Source organism: Neolewinella antarctica (assembly GCF_011927835.1).
GTDB lineage: Bacteria > Bacteroidota > Bacteroidia > Chitinophagales > Saprospiraceae > Neolewinella > Neolewinella antarctica.
On sequence record NZ_JAATJH010000002.1, the window covers coordinates 419,546 to 443,109 of the forward strand.

A 23,564-nucleotide genomic window follows, 5' to 3' on the forward strand; every position below is an offset into this window, starting at 1 on the left:
TAATACGTAAATCAGAAAATTACCTCTTAGGCCCGGTAGGGTCGTCTATCGTAGCGTGGGACCCCGAAGGAGCTGCGAAGCACATGCTTCCCCACGTTTTCGTTGTTGATGGATATCCTTCCCCACATCTTCTCTGCATTTCGTTGAAACCATTCAAAAATCAAACCCCAACCCAACCATATAATTCCGCCCAGCCTGCGGGTACATCCCCTTCAGCGTAGTCTCCGCCCCGGCGGTGCCGTAGCGGTAAGACCACCCGTTGGAGACATAAAGCCGATCCGTAACGTTCCGCACCAAAAAGGTTAACCGCAGGGCACCCAACGGAGATTCCGTAGGCGCAAACCGGTAAGAGACCCGAAGGTCGGCGTAGTAGTAAGCGTCCAGCGCGGACTGCTCGAAACCACTATTGTCGACAAAACGCTCCCCCACGTATTTACCCTGAAGCGCGGCGGAAAGACGGTGGTTCTTAGTAGTGATCGCCAAATACTCCAGCCCGAGCGCACCCGTGACGGAAGGGCTGAACGAGAGCGGCTTATCTTCCTGAAGCCGCTCCTCTTCACCTATATAGTTACCAGCGAGCCCACCTTCATCAAAAAGATCGAGCCGCTCCGTAAAGCTGGCTACCCGGTTACGGCTCAACGTCACGTTGCCGCCGAGCACAAAGTCGCCGAGCTGGTAACCGCCCTGTAATTCCACGCCGAGGCGGTAACTGTCCGCTACGTTCGTGCGTACGTTCTCCCCGACGTCATTGATCGCGCCCGTCAGAACAAGCTGATTTTGGTAATCCATGAAGTAAGCATTTACCCCATAATTGAAACTACCCGCCTGCTTGCGAATGCCGATCTCCGTATTGAAGAGTTTTTCCGGGACCGGCCGGCTATCCACCGGGTTGTCCACGAAGTCGCTCCGGTTCGGCTCCCGCTGGGCGATTCCGAAACTAGCGTACGCCTGGCCGTCGCCAAAGTCGTAGAGTAGGCCGAATTTCGGGTTGAAAAAGGTCAATTGCTCATCCTGGTTAATGAACTCACCGGTGTTGTCGATGCCCTCAAAATCGTAATTTACCGTCCGGACCTGAAGGTCTACGTAAGCGTTGAATCCATCCGCAAAACCATAGTTTGCCCGTAGGTAATTAGAAAAATCCCGCTTAGAGGCATCGTTTTCGTAATACCGGTCCCGAATCTCGGAATCTCCCGCATCCCGCGCCCAGATCACCTGACCGTAGTGGTCACCCAGGTATTCGTTGGCGGAGCCGCCGAAGGTGAAGTCAAGGTTCCGGGTTGCCCGGTAGCGCAAGCTGTAAACCGTACCGTAGAAGTGGTTATCCAACCACCGGCGGCGGATGACGTCAGTCTCCTCAACGCCCGCGTTGGTAATTAGGTAATCTGCGGGGTCTTCGTCCGCTTTGTACTGTTCGAAATAACCGAGTCCACGCGTGTAGTGGCCGGAAACTCCAAAGTTCCACTTACCGCCAAACTCATTGTTGTAGTGGAGCTGGTAGTGGTTCTGGCGGTAGTTGTCTACTTCATTGTCGTAAGGTTCTCCATCTTTTTCGGTGCCGACGGAGTTGTAAGTACGTCCGGCTTCGTCGATGTCGCGCTGCGTTATTTCGTCCGCTAATGGTTGTAATATTCCGCCCAGCACTGTTTGGTAGGACCTGCGGCCGGCCGCGTCAATCTCACCCTGCGTCACGCCGTTCCAGGATTGGTAAGTCACCTCGTGGCCCCCGAATGCATTAAACCGCAACACGGCGTTAGTGCCCGGCTTATTGTAGGTTACTCCCGCGTAATACCCGTCTAGATCTGCGGACGCCCGGTCGATATAACCGTCGGAGTGAATTTTGCTGTAGCGGGCGTCGACCTTCAGGCCGTTATCCAGCAAGCCGGACGTGTACTGTACCGCGCCGCGCCGCGTCCCGAAACTACCGAGGGAGCCATCGACGCTCAGCTTACGCGCTTCCGCTAATTGATTAGTATTGAAGTTGATGCTGGCCCCAAAGGCTCCAGCACCGTTCGTGCTCGTTCCCACGCCGCGCTGAATTTGGATCTGGTCGGCCGAAGAGGAAAAGTCGGGCAGGTTGACCCAGAACACGCCCTGGCTCTCTGAATCGTTATAAGGTATGCCATTAATGGTAACGTTCGTCCGCGAAGGGTCGGAGCCCCGGATCCAGATCCCGGTGTACCCGATACCCGTGCCCGCGTCGGAGTTGACGACTACGGAAGGCGTCCATTTAAGTAAGTATGGCGCATCCTGACCCAGGTTCCTTTCTTGGATTTCCGCTTTCTCTAAATTAGTGTAAGTGACGGGCGTCTTGGAGGTAGCCGCCGTCGCCGATACGATGATTTGATTAAGTTCGTATCCAGTGGGCTGCATGACAATCCGCTGCGGCTTGAACGTCATGACGTCGAGGATCTGGAAGCTGCGTTGCGCGTAGCCGATCGACTGAAAAGAAAAGATCCGGTCATCCATTGGAGAGCCGTTAGCCGAGAGTCTCGCCTGATTGTCCGACGAATTGTAAGTTGCTTCTTTATCCGGCGGGGGCAGTTGAAACTTGCCGCGCCCGTCCGTATACGTCGTTTGCGTTGAGGTGGGGCTCGTGATGGCTACGCCCTCGATCGGAAAGCCTGCATTATCAACAACGGTGGATTGATCGAATTGGGCCGTTAGCGTACAGATAGTAGCCAGCGCCAGGCCGGCGCTTAGTAGAAATCGCTTCATGCGAGTAAAAATTTTCCCTTCCCGGCATTACCCGGGCAGGTTCCTGATTAAAAAATCTAAGGGTTTGATCTCAGCCGGCGCTCTAATTGAGCCAGCACCCCTTGCTTGTGGCGCGAAGATACGCTTTTGATATGCGATATTTGATACTTGATATCCGATATTTGATTAGCTGCGCTGCTACCTGCGGTGGTTAGCTACCGCACGGCTCTTTCGTCGCTTCACTTCTCATCTATACGTCATCGTGGTGGCTAGGGATGCTTGGTAGCTGAGCGAAGCGAATGTAAGAGCGGTAGCCAAATCGAGAATCGAGAATCGCATATCGCATATCGAGAATAATCGTATATCCTGATGGCGCGGTCGCGGGTGCGGGGTAAATGGGAAAACGCGCGCGGTCCCGTCTGTCTCCGGATTGAGGGGACAAGGTGCCGCGTGGGTGAATCTTCCCGAAGCGGTAGAATTTGTTGTTCCGGTTGCGCGACGCACCACTCCCGTAAGCGGGCTTACTTTTCCCCCGCCCGCGGTGGCAAGTTGCCGTGGACTGTTTCCAGCAGTTCCTCCATGGCGTAGGGCTTGACGATGTAATCATCCCCCCCGGTAGCGTATCCCTCGCGGCGGTTGTCTTCCATTCCCTTGGCGGTCAGGTAGACGATCCGGGTATCCAGGCTATTGGAGTCAGCGCGAATCTGGCGTACCATATCGTAACCGTTGAGTTTCGGCATCATCACGTCCACCAGGATTAGGTCCGGACGGAAACTCCGGTATAGCGCGAGGCCGGACTGCCCGTCAGCGGCAACCTCTACTTCAAAGCCTTCGAGTTCCAACAGCGTACGGATGGCGAGCAAGATGGATTGTTCGTCGTCGACGACGAGAATTTTATGGGTCATTCGGGGGTAATTGTAGGGTGAAGCTAAACTCGGTCCATTGGCCCGGCTGGCTGCGTACGCCGATCGTACCGCCGTGCCGTTCGATGATCTTGCGGGTAATGGCCAGGCCGAGACCGGTGCCGCGGGCCTTATCCGCCCGGTCCTGGTGAACCTGCACGAAGCCCAGGAAAATGCGCTCGCGATCCTCGGCGGAAATACCGATGCCGTTGTCCCGTACCGTGAGGTGGAGCAGCCCACCGGCCGCCGTCGGTTCTTCCCGGGCCTGAATCCTCACCCAGCGGTCCGCCTTGGCGGGGTCGGCAAACTTAAAGGCGTTGTCGAGCAGGTTGATAAATACCTGACTCAGTTTATCCGGGTCGGCCCGGGCGATGACCGCCCGCTCGGGAAACACTATTTGGACGTCGACACCCTGCCGCCGCGCCAGGGGTTCCAGGCACTTGATCGCCCGGGGTAGCCACTCGTTGAGGTTCACCCGCTCCAGCTTGAGTTCGGTACCGGTCTGCCGCAGCTTTTCGAACGTCAGGATTTCGTCGATGAGTTTACTAAGTCGTTCGCTTTCCGTGCTGATGATGTTCAAGAACTCTCCCTCCCGCTCGCGGAGGTCGTACTTCTTGCTGGCCAGCATTTCTGAGAAGGCCCGGATCGACGTCAGGGGCGTTCTTAACTCGTGGGTAACCGAACTAATGAATTCGTCCTTGAGGCGGTCCAACTCCTTCAGCCGCTCGTTGGCGTACTGCAACTGCGCGGAGGTGATCTCCAGGGCGCGGGACTTTTGCTCCAGGTCACGGGAATAGGAGATGGCGGCGGTGGCCTCGGCAACGACCTTCAGTAACTCGCCCTCGGTCAGTGCTTTGCGTTCGACGATCTTGGAGATCAGGACACGGGCGGCGGTGCTACCGACTACGCCGGTCAGTAGATTTTCCGCGTAGTGGATGAAATTAGCCGTCACGTTGTCGCTTTCGCGGAAGTCTACCGCGTACTCGGCTTTGTAGTCGGCGATCAACTTTGCCGCGTCGCCTTCACCGAAAAAGCGACTGAGCAACTGCCGGAGTTTCCGGAAGGGGACGCCGCTCGTGTCGTACGTGCTGGTAATATTATTACCGATGAGGTTCATCCGGTTGGCGTTGAAGATTTCCGCCTGCTCCATCTCGTACAGGTCCGGCGAGGTGGTCAGGGAAACGACGATGAATCCACCCGCGTTGAGCAACAAACTCCAGAACATGCCGTGGGGAATGTTGCCCATACCGGTGTAACCAAAAAGTGCGTAGGGTCGCAACATGCTGAAACCACCGACGCCGGTGGACAATACGTCGAGGTCCAGCAGCAAGCCGGCTTTCACCATTAGGGGAAACACGAGGGTGAACAACCAACCGGTCACCCCGAGCAGCAGGCCGGTAATCACGCCCTTTTTGTTGCCGCCCCGCCAGAATACGGCGGCGTAAAAGGCCGGTGCCAACTGGACGATGCCCACGAAAGAAACCAGGCCGATCTCTACAAGCGAATGCTCCGTAGCCACCAGCCGCAGGAATACGTAGGAGAGCGCCATGATCGCAACGATGCTCAACCGCCGGGAAATGATCACGAGGCGGGGGTACTGCGCATCCTCCAGCTGCGGGAAGTAGGGTAGCACGTTGGCCAGCACGAGGTTGTTAGATAGCATCATCGAAATGGCGTAGGCCGAAGCGATGATCATGCCGGTCGCCGCGGCGAACCCCCCGAAAAAGACGAGTAGCGACAGGAAGTTGTGGCCCTGGGCTAACGGTAATAGCAACACGGTCATATCGGCGTCGATGGGTTGGCCCCGAAAGTAGATCAGCCCACCCAGCGCCAGCGGAATGATGAAAATATTAATGGCCAGGAGGTAGAGGGGAAACAACCACGTAGCGGTGTGGCTGTGCTCCTCGTCCGTATTCTGTACGCCGATGAGGTAGAACTGGCGGGGGAGCAGCATAAAAACGAGAAAGGAGAGATTGACTAGCATGAACCAATCCCAGTAACCTCCCGCGCTACTCGACTGGACGCTGACTACCTGGTTCATGACCAGCTGTTCGCTAGCGCGGGTAAAGATGTCTCCGAAGCCGTTAAACATCGAAAAGGTAACGTACCCACCCACCGCGAGGAAAGCGACGAGTTTGAACACCGCCTCGAAAGCGATGGCGTACACCATACCCTCCTGCCGCTCGGTGGCGTCGATGTTGCGCGTTCCGAATACGATGATGAATACGCTCATCAGCACGGCCGTAATTAGCCCCGCCTGCTCGGTGATGATGCCGTCGGCGTCGGGCACGAGCGCACCGACCAGCGTGGTAAAACTGACCGAGATGGCCTTTAGTTGTAGTGAGATGTAGGGGACGATCGCCAGGATGCAAATGAGGGCCACCATCGACCCCAGCAGGTTGCTGCGACCGTACCGCGTGGCGATGAAATCCGCAATCGAAGTGATCCGCTGCTTCTTGCAGATGCGGATCACGATCTTGAACAGGTAAACCCACGCGCCGGCCAGGATGATGGGCCCCAGGTAGGTAGGCAGGAAGCCGATGCCGCTGGTTGCCGCCTTACCGACGGAGCCGTAAAACGTCCAGGCGGTGCAGTAGGTCGTGAGGCTCAGGGCGTACACGTAGGGGTTTGCGATCAGGCTACGCCCTAGTTTGCTCCGGCGCTCGGCGTGGTAGGCGATCCCGAACAGTACCAGCAGGTACGTGATGCACATCGCGATGATTTGCCAGAGCTGCATTTATTCGCCTGCTTTTCGGGAGAGTAAATAATAAACGAGGATCAGCATGACCCAGAGCAGGTACAAATAGAGGTACACGCCGGGGAACAGCCCCCAACTACCGGAAGCGTCGGCGATGGCCAAAAACGGAAAATTGACGAGCAGGAAACTGATCGTCAATACTAAGAAAACAATGCTCAGCGGGTGCTTCATGGGGGCCGGGGGATCGGTCTAAGGTAAGACTAAGGGCCGGTACGGATCAAAAAGTAGAAAACCGCCCGGGAAACCTAGGTTCCCGGGCGGTGGATCGGCATTCAGTCGTCAACAAATTCTTGGTGGCGAGTCGACGGAGCGGGGGAGCGTTGACTACTTTTCAATCTTGTCGTAGTAAGCCCGTTCCGTGATGGCGGACCAGGCTTTCGCCTTGGTGCGGAACGCATTGTAACTCGCGTAAACTTTATTGGCGACCGGGTCGGAGCCGATCAGTTCGGTGATCGCTTCCTCAGTGTATCCCCGCAGCGCGCTGAGTACGGCGTCCGGGAATTCCTTCATGACCGTGCCTTCCGCCTTCATTTTTGCGAGGTATTCGCCGTTGCGCGCGTCGAACTCTGCGAGTACCCAGGCCTGTACGCGGAGGGTGGCGGTGTAGAGGATCTCCTTGAGGTCGGCGGGTAGTTTGTCGTGAGCGTCCTTATTGGCAAAAAACTCCAGTTGGGTGCCGGGCTCGTGCCAGCCGGGCGTATAGTAGTACTTGGCTACTTTGTTGAGGCCGAGTTTGTAATCGTGGTAAGGCCCCACCCATTCGGTGGCGTCGATGACGCCGCGTTCGAGGTTGGTATAGAGCTCTCCCGGTGCGACGTTGATGGAAGCGCCGCCGGCTTTTTCGAGCGCTTTTCCGGCCAGACCGGGGATGCGCATTTTCAGCCCCTGAAGATCGGCTACCGAATTGATCTCTTTATTAAACCAGCCACCCATCTGCACGCCGGTGTTGCCGGCCAGGAAAGGGACTAGGTTAAAGGGTGCGTAGACTTCCTTCCACAACTCGTACCCCTCCGCGTCGCCGCCGATTAGCCAACTCTGTAGTTGCTGGCCGTTCATGCCGAAGGGGACGGCGGCGAAAAAGGCCGCCGCGGGCGTTTTCCCCTGCCAGTAGTAGGACGCGCCCGCGCCCATTTCGGTAGTGCCCGCCGCCGTGGTGTCGAAGCTTTCCAGCCCGGGAACGAGCTCGCCGGAACCGAATACCTTGATCTTGAAGCGTCCGCCGGACATGGTGTCCACCCACTCACTGAGTAAGTTGGCCGCCTCGCCGAAGACGGGGAAATTCTTTCCCCAGACGGTCGTCATGCGCCAGTCGAACGTTTGCTTGAAAGCTTGCTTGGCACCCGCGCCCGCGCCCACCTGCTCCGTATCATCCGCACAACCGACGAGGGCCGTCGCGCCCACTATGCCAGCGGCACCGAGGAGACCTTTTTTGAGAAATTCATTGCGTTTCATGGTAGTTGTATTTTATTTTATTAAGTAAATGATTTCGGGAAACAGGACGATCAGCCCGATCACCAGCACCTGGATGATGATGAATGGAACGATGCCCCGGTAGAGGTGCTGGGTGGTGATGCCCGGCGGTGCCACGCCCTTGAGGTAGAAAAGCGAGAACCCGAAGGGAGGCGTTAGGAAAGAGGTTTGCAGGTTGATGGCCATCAGGATGCCCACCCACAGCATGTCGACTTCGTAGAGATCGAAAATGGGTGTCACGACGGGCACGAAAATGAAGATGATCTCGATGAAGTCGATGAAGAACCCACAGATGAAAATGACGATCATTACGATGGCAAGAAAGGCCATGGCCGAGAGGTCGGCCGCCTGGATTAATTCGGTCAGGTATTCGTCTCCGCCCAGGGTGCGGAAGACGAGCGTGAAGGTGGTCGCCCCCAGCAGGATCCAGAAAACCATGGCGGTGAGCTTCGCCGTTTGCTGCATCACCTGGCGCAGTATGTCGAGCGTCAGCCGCCCTTCGATGAGCGTCAGGACGGTTGCCCCGATGGCCCCGACGGCGGCGGCCTCCGTCGGCGAAGCGATGCCGGCGAAGATGGACCCCAGCACGGCCAGGATCAGTAGCATCGGCAGGACGAATGCTTTAAGCACTCGCCCCAGAAAACCCGGGCCCCGGAACGCGGCGATCTCTTCCGGCGAGACGGAAGGTGCCCAGTGGGGGCGGAGGATACTTATGACGGCGATGTAGACAATGTAGGCGACCACGAGCAAGAAGCCGGGAACGAACGCCGCGCGGAACATCGTGCCGACGTCCACCTGTGCCGCCCCCTGGGTGCTGGCGTTGATCTGTTCGGCCAGTAGGATGAGGACGACGGAAGGCGGGATGATCTGGCCTAGAGTCCCGGAAGAGCAGATGACGCCGGTGGCTAGCTCTGGTCGGTAACCGCGCTTGAGCATCACCGGCAGACTGATGACGCCCATCGTCACGACGGTTGCCCCGACGATACCCGTCGAGGCGGCGAGCATGGCACCCACCAGCACCACCGAGATGGCCAGCCCGCCCTTCAGCCGGCCGAGCAGGTTCGCCATCGTTTCGAGGAGACTCTCGGCCAGGCCGGACTTTTCCAGCATGATGCCCATGAAAATGAACAGCGGCACGGCCATCAGCATGAAGTTGTCGATCGTGCCCATGAACCGATTCGGCAGGAGACTCAGGTCCCGCATACCGATGGCGTCGGGGACGAAGACCATCAGGATCAACGCGAACAGGGTAGACACGCCCGCCAGCGTAAACGCCACCGGGTAACCCTTAAGAATGAGCAGAAAGATGATGCCGAATAGCAACAGTGCGAGTGCACCCATGGGAGGTTGGTTTTTTCGCTGCCCGGCCCGGCAAACGGGCAAAGCGGTGGTCGGCCCGCCGGTGACGGGTCGGAATAACGGAGCGATATTGTAGGGGAAAGGAGACTACCGCTGGCGGAGCGTCTGCACGGAGCGCAGCGCCAGGGCCAGCCCCTGGATCAGGAGCAGCACAAAGCCGAACAGGATGATGAACTTCAGCACCCAGACGGCCGGCAGTCCGCTCGGTTGGGAGGATACTTCGCCTAACTTGAAGGAGTTATAGGCGTACTTCCAGCACGTAAAAATGGCGACCAGACACCACGGTAACAGAAAAAAAGCGGTGCCTAGTAAGTCGACCCAGGCCCGGCGACGCTCGCTCCACTTGGCGTAAAACAAATCTACCCGTACGTGGCTGTCGTGCTTTAGCGCGTAGCCCGAAGAGAACAGGAACGAGAGGGCAAAAAAGTAAGTCGTCAGCTCGCCGAGTTGCTGGTTGAACGAACCGAATCCGTACCGCATCACCACCAGGAAGAAGATCACGGCTACCATCAGCGCGGTGCTCCAGGCGGCCAGGCGGCCGACGCGCTCGCTGATGGCTTCCAGAAAATTAATGGTGGTCTGCATGAGGAAGGTGTTTGGGTGGGATGATAATGCCGGTGCGGTGCCTGAAGCAAGCTTACATGAAGAAGTGAAACTGCAGGCGGAATTGCTGCTGGTTGACCTCCTCGTTAATGTTGATGCCGTGGTACTCGCCGGTGACTTTCATGTTGTGGCCCGAGATGAAGTAGTTCACGCCGGCGTTGATCGAGTTGCCGTCAGTGGCTTCGGCTTCGTAATCGCGGGTCTGGTAGGACAGATACGGCATCACTTTCTTGCCCGGAAGCAGGTAGCCTAGCTCACCGTAGAAAACACTGCCGGTGGCGGCGCGGACGGCTACGTTGGTGTTCGACTGGTTCGGTCCGTAATCGAAGTTGTAGTAAGCGGTGTAGGCGTGGAGCATCCCGTTGGCGCCCTTTTCACCGAAGGGCAGTTCCAAAAAGGCATCCACGGAAAGGTGAGTAACGTTGTGGTAGTCGAGCGTTTCTCCGCTGGGGTTCGACACCGATCCTTTCGGCACGGCGTAGAAGCCGGCACCCAGGTTGAATATCTTCTTGCCGCCGAGGTAGCTACCGACGTAGAAGGGTAGGGCATTGCCTTCGGTATCCCAGAAACTGTAGCTGAAGTACCCTTCGTAGATGCGTTTGCCACCGTCGGGTAGCGACCAGGCACCGTACTGGGCCGTGCCCGTGCCGTCGCTCGGCGCTTCCGATAAACCACCGCCCATGCGGGGGTCGGAGATGGCGACGCGGTAGTTGAAGGCGTCGCCAAACGTACCCTTTACGTACAGGCCGAGTTTTCGGGCGAACTGGTTCGTCAGACCGATGTCGTTCCAGTGGACGAACGGGCGGGTCGCGTCCAGGGTCATCAGGTTGATGGTACTGAGATTGGACATCCGGCTGAGCCCCTGCCAGTAGTGCAGGCCGTAGCCGACCTGGACGTACTTGTTGAAATTGTACTCGCCCCAGGCGTCGTGCAGGAACATTTGCGGCCCGTCGCCCCCGTTACCGAGCGCGTCGAGATTATTTGGGTCGAGGCTGTTGAGACCGAACTGCATGAAGATCTGAAACTTTGGGGAGAACTTAGATAGGAAGGCAAAGCGCGACCGGCGGATGGAAGATTGGATGCGGTTGTCCGCGTCCTCCCGTAGATCGGATACCGCCCAGAATTGCTGCCAGGTCAGGAAACGAACGAAGGCCGAGCCATCTTCATTCAGGTTCAGCTTCATCGGTTTGTAAGGGAATGTCTTCGGTATGGGCACCTCCGGAGCGGCTTGTGCCGTGAGGCAAAGAGCACCACTAAAAAAGAGCACGACCGAAAAGAGTAAACGTATCAGCATAATTGAATAATCGAATAGTTAAATATTCCAATACTCAAATATAGTATCGCTCAAGCTTGCCGTCCAAATTTTTGCGTAAAAATTCGGCGCAGCCGATAAAGTTGGTGCTTTAGATTACTCTAATGAATGGTTGCCAAACATAATTCTGCTGGGCCTACAGGAAAAGCTCCAAAATTCGGAGTGCTTTTTCGTTCTCAATGCGGTAGAAAACCATGTTGGCCTTTTTGGCCGACCGCAAAATCCCCTTACTCTTCATCTGCAGCAGGTGGTAAGAGGCAGCAGCTTGCTCGATGTTCAGGGCCTCCTGGATATTGCTTACCGTCAGCGTGGGGTTGTCTTTCAATAGGTCGATAATGGCCAGCCTGACGGGGTGGGCGAGGGATTTCATGATGTCGGCCGTGCTTTCCAGCACGGCAAAGTCGATGCGGCTCTTGAAATTTTCCATGCGGGGGGTAGGGTAGGGGCACAAGATAGGTTTCTGACGCTGCTTGTAGAAAGATTAACGGCCTCTAGCCGCCTTATGACTACGGTCAGCTTCTCCCACTGCCAGCAGCATAACTAAAAAAAGCAATGATCCCAATGGCGTGATATTAGCAATTGAGCGTAGCGAATAAACCGGCAGTAGTATCCCTGACCAACGCAGGTAACACTATAAAAGGCGGTAGCTGAGCGCAGCGAATGCAGCAGCGGTAGCACCGCGAAGCAGCTACGAAGTAAAATCAAATATCGCATATCGTATATCGTATATCGCCAATCATTCCTATTCTTCCTCCCCATCAAAAGGCAACAACAACTGCACCCCAACCCCACCTTCCTGCTCCAAATTAGAAACCGACAAACCCAACAGCCGCACCACCGGCACCGCCTCGATGTTCTCATCTAACAACTCGTAAGCCGCTTCCTTCAGCTTCGCCAGCGTCCGAATCTCTCCACCAAAACTCCGCGAGCGGGTGTGGATGATAAACTCCGGCGTTTTCATCTTCAGGGTAAGCGTCCGCCCGAAGTTTTGCCGCTCGGTGAGGTAATTAAAAATCTTTTCGGCCAGCCAGTCGAGCTTGTCGCGCATGACGGCGCGGGTGCTGACGTCGTCGGAGTAGGTCCGTTCCGCGCCAACGGACTTTCGGTCCCGATTTGGGTTCACCGGGCGGTTATCGAGGTTGTTGACGATCTGGTAGAGCTTGCGGCCGAACTTGCCGAAACGGGTCGCCATCTCGAACTCGGTGAGGGCAACGAGGTCGGCGCCGGTCCGGAAACCCATCTTTTCCATCCGCTCGGCCCCTTTTTTGCCGACACCATGGAAATCCTTGACCCGCAACTGCGCGATGAAGTCCGGTGCCTCGGCCTGGGTGATCACCTTCATGCCGTTCGGCTTGTTGATGTCCGAAGCGACTTTGGCCAGAAATTTGTTGAAACTGATGCCAGCAGAGGCGGTCAGGCCGGTTACGTCGAGAATGTCTTTACGGATTGCCTTAGCAATCAACGTCGCGGAAAGCGGTCCTTTTTTAGGGACGGTGACGTCTAGGTAAGCTTCGTCGAGCGAGAGGGGTTCGACGAGGTCGGTATAGGATAAAAAGATCTCCCGGATCTGCTCGGAAACTTCTTTATACCGGGGGAAATTAGACTTCACGAAAATTAAATCAGGGCACATCCGCTGCGCGGTGATGCTCGGCATGGCGGAGCGGACGCCGTAGACTCGCGCCTCGTAACTGGCCGCCATCACCACGCCGCGCCGCTTGGACCCACCGACGGCTACGGGCTTACCGCGCAGCTCGGGGTTGTCGAGTTGCTCCACGGAGGCGTAGAAGGCATCCATGTCGACGTGGATGATCTTGCGGTCGCTACTGGGGGGCGGTCGGTTGGCTTTTCGCTTCCATTTCATGCATCAGTACCTCGGTGTCTTGCGTGAGGTCATCTAGTTTACGCTTGCCCTCGGTGGAGAGTTCGTCGCCTTCGCTACGTAACAGGTCTTCGAGTTCGCCGCGGCGCTCGACCAGCTCGTTGAGGCGGTCCAGCGCGCCGGAGTCTTTGACTTTTTGGGCGCGGTCTTTCAGGTCGGCATACAGTTTGTCGAGCTTGTCGAGGGCATCGTCGTACTTGCCTTCGTTCATCTTTACTTTTTCGGATTTCAGCAGTTTCCAGGCATCGCCACCGATGTCACGCACTTTACCGACCATCTCGCGGCTCTGCGCTTTCTCTGTTGCGTCGCCCAAAAAGTAGTTGTAGCCCACGATCCCCACGACGAGTACTAGGCCGATTTTTAAAATAAATTTGATCATAGTTTCCGGTAGTATTAAACCCGCAAGGTAAGGCGGTAGGAAGAAGTAGGCGGTAGCGATGTTACTTGCGCCTACCGCCTACCGCCTACCGCCTACCGCCTACCGCCTACCGCCTACAAACCTACCGCCTACCACCTACCACCTCTCTTCCTAATAATGCGCGGTCGCGGGTGCCAAGCAACTCCGGGAAAAGCAAAGATCTACCACATCAGCCAGTGTCCTTTAAGCTTACCCTCGCTGTACTCCAGCGCCGGTGCCGGTAACTTGATGAAATCCAACGCCCCGAGCACCAGGCGGACCCACCGCTTTTTCGTGGGGATGCGGCTGAGGTAGACGTCCGGGCTCAGGAACACCTGCCGGTAGCCCTCTTTTTCGTACCGAAAACGTTGACCGTTCTCGGTCCAGCCATTACCGTAAGCGCCGTAAACGTTCTCGGAGCCGTACCCTACGGCGACGTTTAGCCAGGTCGGGAGTCGAGATTTTGGGAAGAATGCCTTCGGGTTAGCACTCAGCCAAATGGTTTGTGCATTGTAATCTTTGAGGTAGCGCTCAAGGAGATTTTCTCCGAACCGCGTCCGGCTCGGATAGGAGAGGTTACTGATGGCCCCGTTTCCGTTGGTGACGGGCACGTCCGGATGGTCCCGCAGATCGTTGGATACCTTCAGTAGAATCCGTTGCTCCTTCCAGGCGATGTCCTGAACCGTAAAGAGTAAACTACCGCTCAGGTTAGCCCCCATGTCCGACCAGCTAAAGCCCCACTCGGCGGAGTAGCCGTCCATTACTTCGATCGTCCCCTGCAGTAAATTGGCGACTCCGAGGGCGGCGTACCGAGCCGCCGGCCGTTTCATGCCCGCCCAGCGCAGGCCGGCGAAAGAATAGCGACTGAAGATGTAAGCGGAAAAAGCGTGGCCCGCCTTGTCCATTTGGTTCCATTCCCCCCAGTCGTCAAAGGAACGTAGCGGCGCTCGTTCGTAGTCCGCGTACCAGGCTTGGTACAGCCCGTAGCTAGCGGACCCGTAGAGTGCCGCACCGACGCCCAGTGAGGTGTAGAAACGCCCGGCACTGAACGTACTGTCGGGGCGTAGCCAATTGTCCGCCGCGACGCCCTCGAGGGGATCACGCTCTGTGAAATCAGGATTTATCGGGCGGCCCTGCCCCGATAGAATGGGCGTCCACAGGGTGAAAAGTAGTAGAAGTTGTAAATGGCTCATTCGGTGGTGAAAATATCTTAAAAGAAAAAGTTTGACTCCTAATTTGCATTTTGGAACGGTAAGGTGCCATAAACTGCGTGTGAAGTGGAAATACCGGTAGATTAGTTGGCGGATGGCTCTTACGTTAGTGTATCATTCGGCGTATCCGCGCGGTGCAAGTTGATAAATATTTTACTGCTGGGTTGTACAAATACAATAATTATCGCATATTTGTCTTACTGTCGTCGGTAAAGCTACTTCGCTTGTTCCGTAGACGGTTTATACTTTATGGGATACTGGCACAAGTGGCCATCATCTCACTTTCAACATAGCACAGCGTTCGCCAGGAGCGACCTACTTCGTCTTCTGTATTTATCCCTGGCATTGACGTTTCTCTCATTTAAACCTAGTTTTTTCTTTTTTATATTTACCTACTTCAGGCAGTAACACAAGTCTCTCACTGAAACTGACCAAACTTATTTGCACGTAAGCGTTGCTAACGCCGAAGATTCTTTTAGTAGGAAGCCGCCCCCGAGCAATCGGGGGCGGTTTCTTCATTCAAAAAGAAACTTTTCCCAAGTTAAAAATATTTGATGGTCACCTTGTCTATTTACGATAACCGAATTACCTTTGCGTCGCTTTAGAGATGAAGTAGTGATGATTCCTTAGCTCAGCCGGTTAGAGCATCTGACTTTTAATCAGAGGGTCCTGGGTTCGATCCCCAGAGGGGTCACTTTATAAAACCTCGTTCGCTAACGCGAACGGGGTTTTTTTGGTCGCGCCACGTGCGCTTAGACGCTTCGCTTGCAGACTGCCGTATGTTTTAGCCGTGCGGCCGTCACCCGCGGTAGCCTAAAAGCGAAGCGTCTAATCAGCGTAGCCCGCCTGAAAGCATTGTTTCGCACAAACAAAAATCCCCACCCAGCGAAGCTGAGCGGGGATTTTCCTTTACGCGAACAATGCGTTCTACTTACGGATGCCGAGTTTGGCGATCAACTCCCGGTAACCGGTCAGGTTCTTCTTTTGGAGGTAGGCGAGGTGGCGGCGGCGCTGGCCTACGAGACTCAACAGGGCCTTCCGGCTGCTGTGGTCCTTCCGGTGGCGCTGGAGGTGCTCGCTGAGCTCCTGGATGCGGTAGGTGAATAGGGCGATTTGGCCCTCGGTGTTGCCGGTGTTCTTGGCGTCGCCAGCGTATTCGGCGAAGATTTCTTCGATCTTCTCTTTAGCAAGATATACTGCCATAATAAAAAAGCTTGTGGGGATCACGTGGATCGGGTGAAGCGAAATTAGTTTCGGGGCACGAAGGTACGAGGAAAAGGGGAGAATGGGAAATCTTTGGCGTGGGCGCGGGCTCCGGCACTACGTACGTAAACGAGACCCAAGGCAATGACCGGCTACGCCACCATTCTAAGCTGCCCGTTTATCCTTAACGGGGGCGGACGGTAATTCTTCCGGGCCGTATAAACCAACTGACATCATTGAGGTGCACGTACCTACCGGCCTACGAGTCTACCGCCTATCAGCCTACCAACCTACCCCCCTCCAACCCGCTTCCCCGCCAAATGACTAAACACCACCCGCACCGTCTTCCGCTTAATGTCCCGCTGTAACTCCCGGTCGAAGCGCTGGAGGCGGTACTGGAATTTAAGTTCTAGTGAGTCCTTGTGCATGGCAACGACTCGTAGATTAAAGGATTCCGGCTCGATGTATTCGTCGAACTCCGTAAGCGCCGCCGCCAGGTCGCTTTCGAGTTGCTCGATGGAGTCTACGTTGTTGATGTTCACCTCGAAATCGACACTCATCGCGCGGGTATCCCGTCGGGTGTAGTTGATGATTTCGGAGTTGTAGACTTTGCCGTTGGGGATCAGAACGGAGTCGTCGTTGTCGTTCAGCAGGCGGATCTTGAGGATTTGCAGCTCGGTAATCTTGCCCTTGTACTCGCCCATCTTGACGTAGTCGTTGATCTCGAAGTTGCGGCTAAAGCTGAAGTAAAGGCCGACCAGGAAGTCGTTGATGTATTCTTTGGTGATAATCGCGATGGCCGCCGCGACGATGCTCATCGACGTCAGCAACGTCTGTGGGTCGACCCCGAAGAACCGAAAAGCGTACACCAGCCCACCGAAAGTCATGACAACCTTGGCGATGTTATCGATGCCGTACTCAAAATTACCCTTTATGCCCCGGTCCCGCCAAAATTTAGGCGCGTACCAGAGCCCGATGAGTCGCCGCAAAGCATCGACGAAGGCAAGGAAAATCATGAACTCCGCCAACAGTGCGAGGCCGTCCGGGTAACCTTTTAACCACTTGAGTAGCCGACTTCCGTAGAGGAAGTACACACCGATCAGAATGATCTCCAGAACGAATAGGACGTACCGCATGGCGAAGCTTGCTTTGACGGCGGCAAAGGTAGCGCAAACAAAACCCCTAATTCACAAGCCGTGCCCGCCCGCCGCCTGATTCCGCCGTCACCGGTTGTTGTTAGTCTGAACTCCGTGGAAGAAGCAGCGTGCGCTACCGCTTGGGATCCGAGCCTGGGTTACGGAACGAGCAGCCGACCTACCGAACCCGCCACCGCAGCGTCTCGGTGCCGAAGGGAAAGCGAATGAAGTACACACCCGGAGTGAGGTTGGGTAATGTGTTGGTTCCCTCCCCAAGCGAAAGGGTGGCCATGCGCCGGCCGTTTGCGTCAATGATCCAGGCCGCCTGCGGACCGTCTTTGGGCACGGCAAGCGTCGCTCCTCCGTCAGCATATTGCACCCGCGGCCGCGCCCCCGGCTCCGCCAAAGGAGGTGCCGTCAACCAGGGGCTCCAGGTGGCAATGCCCGAAAAATCAGTGAAGCGCAGGCGGTAGTAGAACCACCGGACGCGGTCGGTCGGCGTGTGCTCCAGCGCACCGGAAAATCTGGATGCGCCGGTAAGCCTCGTCAATAACCCCGCCTCCGTCTGGGCGTAACCACCGTGGAGTTCGACCGTGCTCGGGAGCTCGCCGTAAACCTGATACCACACCCGATCGACACGTTTGCCCCGCTCCAAACCAACGCTCGTGATCTCGATCGGCAAACTGGCGGATTCCGCCGCAACGGCCCAGCAGAGCGCGTCGCGCAAATGCAGGCGAAAGTTATTATTTGGTTCGGTGTAGTTGCCGGCGGCGTGGCCGAGGCCGGTGTAGAAGGAGCGACCGCCAGAACCGAACTCCTGGAACCAACTGATGGGCCGCGGGGCGTCGTAGGGTGCGTCGCCCGTGCTGCGGACGCTCAGTACCGGGGTGATCGTTTTCACCAATCCGGTATCCGGCCAGTAGTAATATTCTTCCTGCTTGGGGTAGGTGCTTGGTAGCTCGGCCGTGCTCGGGTGGTCCCCCACAACGTCCATCGTGCCGTTAAAACGGTTCGACGTGTGGGCGGGGCTGTTGCGTCGCTGGCCGCCCATCAAGCCGGTGTAATACGGGAAACTGCCGTCGCGGTACATGTCCGTCGCCGCGTGAATACCCAGCACGCCGCCACCGCCGGCTACGTACTGCTTCAGGTGCTGACGTTGGGTCGCCGTGAAGGGAATGTTGCCGCTTGTATTGGCGAAAATGATGACTTGAAAAGACCTCAATTCTGCTAAATCATCGAAGACGGTTAACTCGCGCGTATCCACAACCGTAAAGTTCTCGTCCGCGCCGATGGCGGAAAACATGGCGGCGCTTTCGTCGCGGGTGCGGTGATCGAAACCGGCGGTTTCGGTGAAGTGAAGCACCCGAAATGTTCGGGAGCTACCGCAGGTGTTTTGGGCGGCTAAGGGCAGGGAAACGAAGGAAACAAAAAGAAGCAAAGCAAAGTGACGCATCGTTGGAAAGAGTTTTGGGGCCGTGCGTTCACCGCGGAAGGTCGGAAATTATTCGGAGAAAACGTTACCATTAAGGATCCGCTCCGCGACATAAACCAGCTTTCAGTCCCCTTAACGAGTAGCCGCCTTTGCCGCCACGGACCGCCGAACCTAATTATGGCTGGAACCCTACGCTCACTAGCCAGAAGCCAACGAATTATACTTTGTACAAAGAACTTCGAAAAACAAAGTATATTTGCATTGTCATTGCTCGGACTGAGACTTTTTGAGTAAAGACCCAAAACCCAAGACCCAAGACCCAAGACCCAAGACCCAAGACCCAAGACCCAAGACCCAAGACCCAAGACCCAAGACCAAAACTCCTCCCCATGCCCTTCTACGAACGCCTAAATAACTGGATCAAAACCAGCCTAACCCTAAAGCTCGCCATCATCGGCATCCTGCTCCTGCTGTTGATGATCCCAACCTTGCTGATCGACGAACTCATCAACGACCGCCGCCGCCTGCGGGACGCCGCCCAGGACGAGGTTGCCAGTAAATTCGGCCGCGAGCAGACGTTCGGTGGCCCGGTCGTTTCCGTTCCCTTTTCTCATAATGTGACCAACTACGCGGCCGACGGCAAAGCCATTATCTCCACTCGCACCGGCTACGCACACTTCCTGCCGGAAGACCTGGAGATCGACGGCGAACTCGTGCCGGAGGAACGCCACCGGGGCATCTTCGTCGTCGTGCTCTACAATACCCAGTTTACGGTGACGGGCCACTTCGACGGGTTCGACGCCGCCGCCCTCGACGTGCCCGAAGAAGCGTTGCGGTGGGAAGACGCCCGCTTCACCGTCGGCATTTCGGACATGACGGGCGTCGACGACGAGATCATGCTAAATTTCAAGGACTCTACGCTTAACCTCGGCCCGGGAACGGTCACGCGCGATATTTTTAATAGCGGCGCGAATGCCCCGATCAATCTCGACGGTACGGAGGGGCGGACGGAATTTAGCTTCGCCATCAACCTGAACGGTAGCTCAGGGCTGTACTTCCGGCCCTTCGGCGCCAAAACGACCGTCAACCTGGAAAGCGCCTGGCCCGACCCCAGCTTCGATGGCACTTACCTGCCGCAAGACTATACGTCGGCCGAGACCGGGTTCAATGCTAACTGGGAAGTCCTGCAGCTCAACCGGAACTATCCGCAGCAGGGCACGGGTGCCTTTACGCCGCGTTTCAATAACAATAACCGCGCGTACCCAGCTAGGGTCGAAGACATCGAAGGACCCGCCGCCACCTACGGCGAAGACCGCTTTGGCGTCCGGCTGCTCCTGCCCGTTGACGAATACAGCAAGATCTACCGCAGCACCAACTACGCCCTGCTGTTCATCATCATCACTTTCCTTACCTTTTTCTTCATCGAGGTGCTCAATAAAAAGCGTGTTCACCCCATCCAGTATTTGCTCATTGGCGCGGCGGTGATTCTGTTTTATGTGCTTTTATTGTCCATCAGCGAGCACCAGTATTTTGATGTGGCCTACTGGATTAGCGCGCTGACGATCACGGTCCTCATCACGGCTTATAGCTCTACGGTCCTGCGCAACACGCGGCTGACGGCGCTCGTCGGTGGGGTACTGCTGATCCTTTACGCGTATTTCTACAGCTTGTTGCAGTTGCAGGATTTTGCCTTACTGGTCGGCTCCGTCGGGTTGCTGATGATTTTGGCGACGATTATGTATTTGACGCGGAACATCGATTGGTACGGGCTGAATGGTGGGGGAGCGGAATAAGCCTGCTTCTTGCATATTTCACCGCACCCACGTCCGCCTACCACCTAATTTCATACCGCCTAATAATGCGCGGTCGCGGGTGCAAGGGGATTTAGAGCATGTTGGGACTTTAGCTTCCGGCCTTGTTTTGGCCACTTTTTCGGTGGTCTTCGTTAGTAAAATCCTCATTCCCCGATAGCTATCGGGGTGGCTAAACTCCGGTTTTGCTGCCTTAACCATCACAAAACTGTCTCACCACGCAGTAGCAGCGTAGCTAAAACCGACCAGGAATCCAAAGTCCTAACATGCTCTTAGTGTGGCAATTCCAGTTAATTACTTCACGGTCTTATCATCGGGAAGGGGTCGGGCGGGATACGATTTCTAAATAAGTGAGAGAACACTATATCTCCTGGAAAGGGATTTACGTACCGAAGGTCTGTTATTTGTAAGAAGTCTTTATCGTTGCGGGAGATGAGTGTTAGATCACTAACAATAGCTGTTGCTGCAATCACGGCATCAGGTAGCTTAATATTGTAATGTCTGTGAATTTCGATTGCTTTCTCTTTGACATAATCGTCAAGTTCCAGACAGGTCAATTCTTTTACATAACTGACCTTACGCAACCGGATTATGCCACATAAACACACAAACACAAAAGAATAAGTAAATGGCGCTTCGGCGTAGCTATGCACCACATTTTTGTGCTTTTGTGTTTATGTGGCGAAATAATCTGCGTAACATTAGTTACATAATTTTCAGCAATCAAGTTTTCCTGCTGGGTGCCATTCTTAAAACCCCTTACTTCTATCTCACTTATAATAGAGATAGCAATCGAGGCGGGGTGGGTATACCGCTGCAAAATCTTTTTGATTTTAACCGGAAGTGAACCGTTGATCACGTAGATGACGATGTTTGTATCCCAGAGATGAGTTAAAGCCATCCTTCACGTCCTTTCTCGATCTCTGCGTCAATTTGGTCGAGGGTCAGGTCCTTTCTCCAGGCTCCATAGTAACTCCAAAGACCAGTGTTCTTTGCATGGCTTTCATCGTGGTCCCAAACCCCTAAAAAATCCAACAGATTTTTTCGCTCCGTTTCAGGTTGTGATTCATTAGGCAGGTTCTCATTGGTGGAGGTGACGGGCGAGGGCGTTTCTTCGGATCGAATAATTCGCAGCACGTTTAACTTGCGTAAACCCTCCAGAATGTCCATCCCGTCCTCTTTAAGCAACTCGATTTGTAATAGCATGGCTTTATTCATTTAGTCAAAATAACGAACTCAAGATAAGCATAGTTGCCGGATGAATGCTAGCCCCAAACCTTGCATCTACGACCGCGCCCGCTTATTCAGGATAATCAGGACCCGTACTTTACCGACGTGCACCAGACGTTTTCTCACCCAGAACAGTATTGGCGGTCAACGGCAGGGCATTGTCGTGATTTAAATCTATTTTGCAATTCTAATCAGCACCAGCCATGTCAGAAGAAGAAAGGGAAGCCCTCAACCGCCACTTAAGCCAATTTGCGAACGAACGGAACAACACGCCAGTCGATGACTTTCTCGGCCTTAATCCGGCTCAGGTTCACCAATTGCGCAGTGATCCCCTGGGGGAGGGCTGCGTTTTGCGGTGGCGCGATGACATCTCGGAAGTAGTGCTGGATGAAATTCCGGCACTACGGATAGCTACGGAACTGCTGAATCGCCTCAGCACGAAAGAGATCAAGTTGACGGCCAAGGGAAACCTCCCGCGCGCCACCGTCCGGGACCTTTTCCTGCTCGGTCTGGCACCGGAAGACCGAGCTAACTTTAACGTTGCGGACATCAAGTCAGAGGACGACACAGTAATGGTTACTTGCGTGAAATTAGTCCTGGGCGATCTTGGGCTGACCAAGAAGCGACAGGGGAAACTAAGCCTGACGGCAAAAGGCAAAAAAGCTCTCAAGCAGCCCCGGAAAGTGCTTTTGAAAGATCTTTTTACTAAAACCACCAAAGCCTTCAATTTGGCCTTTTACGTAGGCTGGGGTTTCGTGGATGATGACGAAACGCACATCATCCAGGAAAACGTTGGGTTCGCTCTCTACACACTACTCCAATTAGGTAAGGAATGGCGGCCGATCGACGCCTACGCGGAGGCATTTTTGGTAGCCTTCCCGGCGGTGCTCGGTGAATTTAGTGACAGCCCCTACCGAAGCCGGGAGGAGAAAGTAGTTGCGGATTTCAACAGTCGCTTCACCCAGCGGCTCTTTCCCTGGTACGGCCTGTTGCGCCAGCGGGGTGAGTATGCCGTCAAGGGTGACAACCGCGAAGTCATGGCGACCGACCTGTGCCGCGCCCTTTTCGAAGTCGATACCGAAGCCCGGGCGCCCGAGACGGACGCGGACGTCGACACTCAAATCCGCTCCGCCCTTTTCGACGCCGAAACGGGGGGCTCCTCCTGGACGGCTGCCGGTACCGATCCGGAAATACAAAAGCATTTCCACGAACAGATCCGCGCCTTCCACAGTAAGGAAAATGAAGTCGGCCGCATCACGGTCGGCAGCCTGATGGCGGGCATCGAAACCGTCGACCCGGACAGCCTTACTGACGAAGAAGCGGCCATACCACTGGTCGGTGAACTCGCCCAGGCGATGGCGGACCGCGGCGTCTTCTTCCCCCCGCCCGCCCACGTGCCGCCGATTTTACTGTACCGCTTCATGGTCACGGACCTGCTTGCTCACGAGATTCCGCGGCCGTCGCCGACGATGCCGGCCTTTATTCCGTTTGAATCGGTAGCGACCGATCTTCCGATCCCTAGCGAAACGGCCTGGGCCGCCGAAAGTCTGCTGGCCTATCTCTTTACGCTCGACCGACCGCTGCCGAAAGATGCTTTTTCTCCGACGATGCGCCTTGGTGACCGGGTTGTCCCCCGCGCCGAAGCACTGGCCCACGCGGATCGGTGGCGTGGAAAGTGGTCCTCCATTCGTCCGCTTTCGTTTGGCCTCGGGCCCGTCGAGCCGGGGGAGGATGGGGTGGTTTTCCAGTTCGTACAGGTTAGTTACGAGGCAACGGATCACCAGGGGAAGATGACGCTTTTTGACGGGCCGGGTACGGTGCAGTTGGCCCCGTCGGAGGAGGGGTGGTTGATTCAGGGGGGGACTTTTGAGGGGTTTGGTTTTTAGGTTGGTGGTTGGTGGCCTTGGTCAGCCGTCAAAACACTAATCGAGCTTACACTCCCTTATTTTGTTCCAATCAAGTCGGGATGCCTGCACCCAAATCCATCAAATATAATATTTTCATGCCTTCCGTAACTTCCCGCAACCACCCGCACAAATGAGGCGAAACTAGCTAAAAACCTGCACCAAAATCATGCCTGAATTCGCGCTGGAGAGCTTTATTTGATCTAGCTCACCCTAAGCAACTGTAGAAGGCGATGATCACACTGCTATAAATTTGGATGGAA

19 protein-coding genes and 1 tRNA gene are annotated in these 23,564 nt (G+C 55.6%); 3 read left to right on the forward strand and 17 right to left on the reverse strand.

Annotated features, from left to right (window positions below; all coding sequences use genetic code 11):
* Window positions 1-153: 153 nt before the first annotated feature.
* The 12 genes from GGR27_RS06995 to GGR27_RS07050 all read right to left on the reverse strand — a co-directional run bounded on the left by GGR27_RS06995 (window position 154) and on the right by GGR27_RS07050 (window position 14,567).
* Window positions 154-2,715 (reverse strand): TonB-dependent receptor, encoded by a 2,562-nt coding sequence (locus tag GGR27_RS06995; RefSeq protein WP_168036703.1) that lies wholly within the window; start codon window positions 2,713-2,715, stop codon window positions 154-156.
* Between the two features lie 500 nt (window positions 2,716-3,215).
* On the reverse strand, window positions 3,216-3,599 hold the full coding sequence (locus GGR27_RS07000) for a response regulator transcription factor (RefSeq protein WP_168036704.1): 384 nt from the start codon (window positions 3,597-3,599) through the stop codon (window positions 3,216-3,218).
* A complete protein-coding gene (locus GGR27_RS07005; RefSeq protein ID WP_168036705.1) occupies window positions 3,589-6,333 on the reverse strand; it encodes a sensor histidine kinase in 2,745 nt (914 codons plus the stop codon). The genes GGR27_RS07000 and GGR27_RS07005 overlap by 11 nt, the downstream gene beginning before the upstream one ends.
* Window positions 6,334-6,525: a hypothetical protein gene (locus GGR27_RS07010; protein WP_168036706.1), complete on the reverse strand. Its 192-nt coding sequence runs from the start codon at window positions 6,523-6,525 to the stop codon at window positions 6,334-6,336.
* A 153-nt stretch (window positions 6,526-6,678) separates the two neighbouring features.
* The gene (locus GGR27_RS07015; protein ID WP_168036707.1) at window positions 6,679-7,806 is read right to left on the reverse strand and encodes a TRAP transporter substrate-binding protein; all 1,128 of its coding nucleotides are present in this window, start codon (window positions 7,804-7,806) and stop codon (window positions 6,679-6,681) included.
* A gap of 12 nt (window positions 7,807-7,818) precedes the next feature.
* Entirely contained in the window at window positions 7,819-9,165 is a 1,347-nt protein-coding gene (locus GGR27_RS07020) for a TRAP transporter large permease (protein WP_168036708.1), read from the reverse strand.
* Window positions 9,166-9,270: 105 nt separating this feature from the next.
* Entirely contained in the window at window positions 9,271-9,768 is a 498-nt protein-coding gene (locus GGR27_RS07025; RefSeq protein WP_168036709.1) for a TRAP transporter small permease subunit, read from the reverse strand.
* 52 nt (window positions 9,769-9,820) lie between these two features.
* Window positions 9,821-11,080: a porin gene (locus GGR27_RS07030; RefSeq protein ID WP_168036710.1), complete on the reverse strand. Its 1,260-nt coding sequence runs from the start codon at window positions 11,078-11,080 to the stop codon at window positions 9,821-9,823.
* Window positions 11,081-11,234: 154 nt separating this feature from the next.
* Complete coding sequence (locus GGR27_RS07035; RefSeq protein WP_168036711.1) at window positions 11,235-11,525, reverse strand: ArsR/SmtB family transcription factor; 291 nt, start codon at window positions 11,523-11,525, stop codon at window positions 11,235-11,237.
* A 315-nt stretch (window positions 11,526-11,840) separates the two neighbouring features.
* Window positions 11,841-12,959, reverse strand: a complete 1,119-nt coding sequence (dinB, locus tag GGR27_RS07040; protein ID WP_168036712.1) for a DNA polymerase IV — start codon at window positions 12,957-12,959, stop codon at window positions 11,841-11,843.
* The gene (locus GGR27_RS07045; RefSeq protein WP_168036713.1) at window positions 12,919-13,356 is read right to left on the reverse strand and encodes a hypothetical protein; all 438 of its coding nucleotides are present in this window, start codon (window positions 13,354-13,356) and stop codon (window positions 12,919-12,921) included. The genes dinB and GGR27_RS07045 overlap by 41 nt, the downstream gene beginning before the upstream one ends.
* Before the next feature lie 200 nt (window positions 13,357-13,556).
* Window positions 13,557-14,567: a DUF2279 domain-containing protein gene (locus GGR27_RS07050; protein ID WP_168036714.1), complete on the reverse strand. Its 1,011-nt coding sequence runs from the start codon at window positions 14,565-14,567 to the stop codon at window positions 13,557-13,559.
* 638 nt (window positions 14,568-15,205) lie between these two features.
* Between GGR27_RS07050 and GGR27_RS07055 the strand changes: the two genes are divergently transcribed.
* Window positions 15,206-15,279, forward strand: a tRNA-Lys gene (locus GGR27_RS07055).
* A gap of 233 nt (window positions 15,280-15,512) precedes the next feature.
* On the opposite strand, the gene rpsO is transcribed toward GGR27_RS07055, so the two are convergent.
* The 3 genes from rpsO to GGR27_RS07070 form a co-directional block, all read right to left on the reverse strand.
* Window positions 15,513-15,788, reverse strand: coding sequence for a 30S ribosomal protein S15 (gene rpsO / locus GGR27_RS07060; RefSeq protein ID WP_168036715.1), 276 nt, complete (start codon window positions 15,786-15,788; stop codon window positions 15,513-15,515).
* A 290-nt stretch (window positions 15,789-16,078) separates the two neighbouring features.
* Window positions 16,079-16,924, reverse strand: a complete 846-nt coding sequence (locus GGR27_RS07065; protein ID WP_168036716.1) for a mechanosensitive ion channel family protein — start codon at window positions 16,922-16,924, stop codon at window positions 16,079-16,081.
* 178 nt (window positions 16,925-17,102) lie between these two features.
* On the reverse strand, window positions 17,103-18,377 hold the full coding sequence (locus tag GGR27_RS07070) for a ThuA domain-containing protein (RefSeq protein ID WP_168036717.1): 1,275 nt from the start codon (window positions 18,375-18,377) through the stop codon (window positions 17,103-17,105).
* Window positions 18,378-18,745: 368 nt separating this feature from the next.
* Between GGR27_RS07070 and creD the strand changes: the two genes are divergently transcribed.
* Complete coding sequence (gene creD, locus GGR27_RS07075; RefSeq protein ID WP_168036718.1) at window positions 18,746-20,149, forward strand: cell envelope integrity protein CreD; 1,404 nt, start codon at window positions 18,746-18,748, stop codon at window positions 20,147-20,149.
* Between the two features lie 317 nt (window positions 20,150-20,466).
* On the opposite strand, the gene GGR27_RS20550 is transcribed toward creD, so the two are convergent.
* Together GGR27_RS20550 and GGR27_RS07085 are read right to left on the reverse strand one after the other, a co-directional pair.
* Window positions 20,467-20,823, reverse strand: a complete 357-nt coding sequence (locus tag GGR27_RS20550; protein ID WP_168036719.1) for a PIN domain-containing protein — start codon at window positions 20,821-20,823, stop codon at window positions 20,467-20,469.
* A gap of 235 nt (window positions 20,824-21,058) precedes the next feature.
* The gene (locus tag GGR27_RS07085; protein ID WP_168036720.1) at window positions 21,059-21,385 is read right to left on the reverse strand and encodes a hypothetical protein; all 327 of its coding nucleotides are present in this window, start codon (window positions 21,383-21,385) and stop codon (window positions 21,059-21,061) included.
* Window positions 21,386-21,600: 215 nt separating this feature from the next.
* Here GGR27_RS07085 and GGR27_RS07090 point away from each other — a divergent pair, with 215 nt between their 5' ends.
* Window positions 21,601-23,283, forward strand: coding sequence for a hypothetical protein (locus tag GGR27_RS07090; RefSeq protein ID WP_168036721.1), 1,683 nt, complete (start codon window positions 21,601-21,603; stop codon window positions 23,281-23,283).
* The last annotated feature ends 281 nt before the right edge of the window (window positions 23,284-23,564 follow it).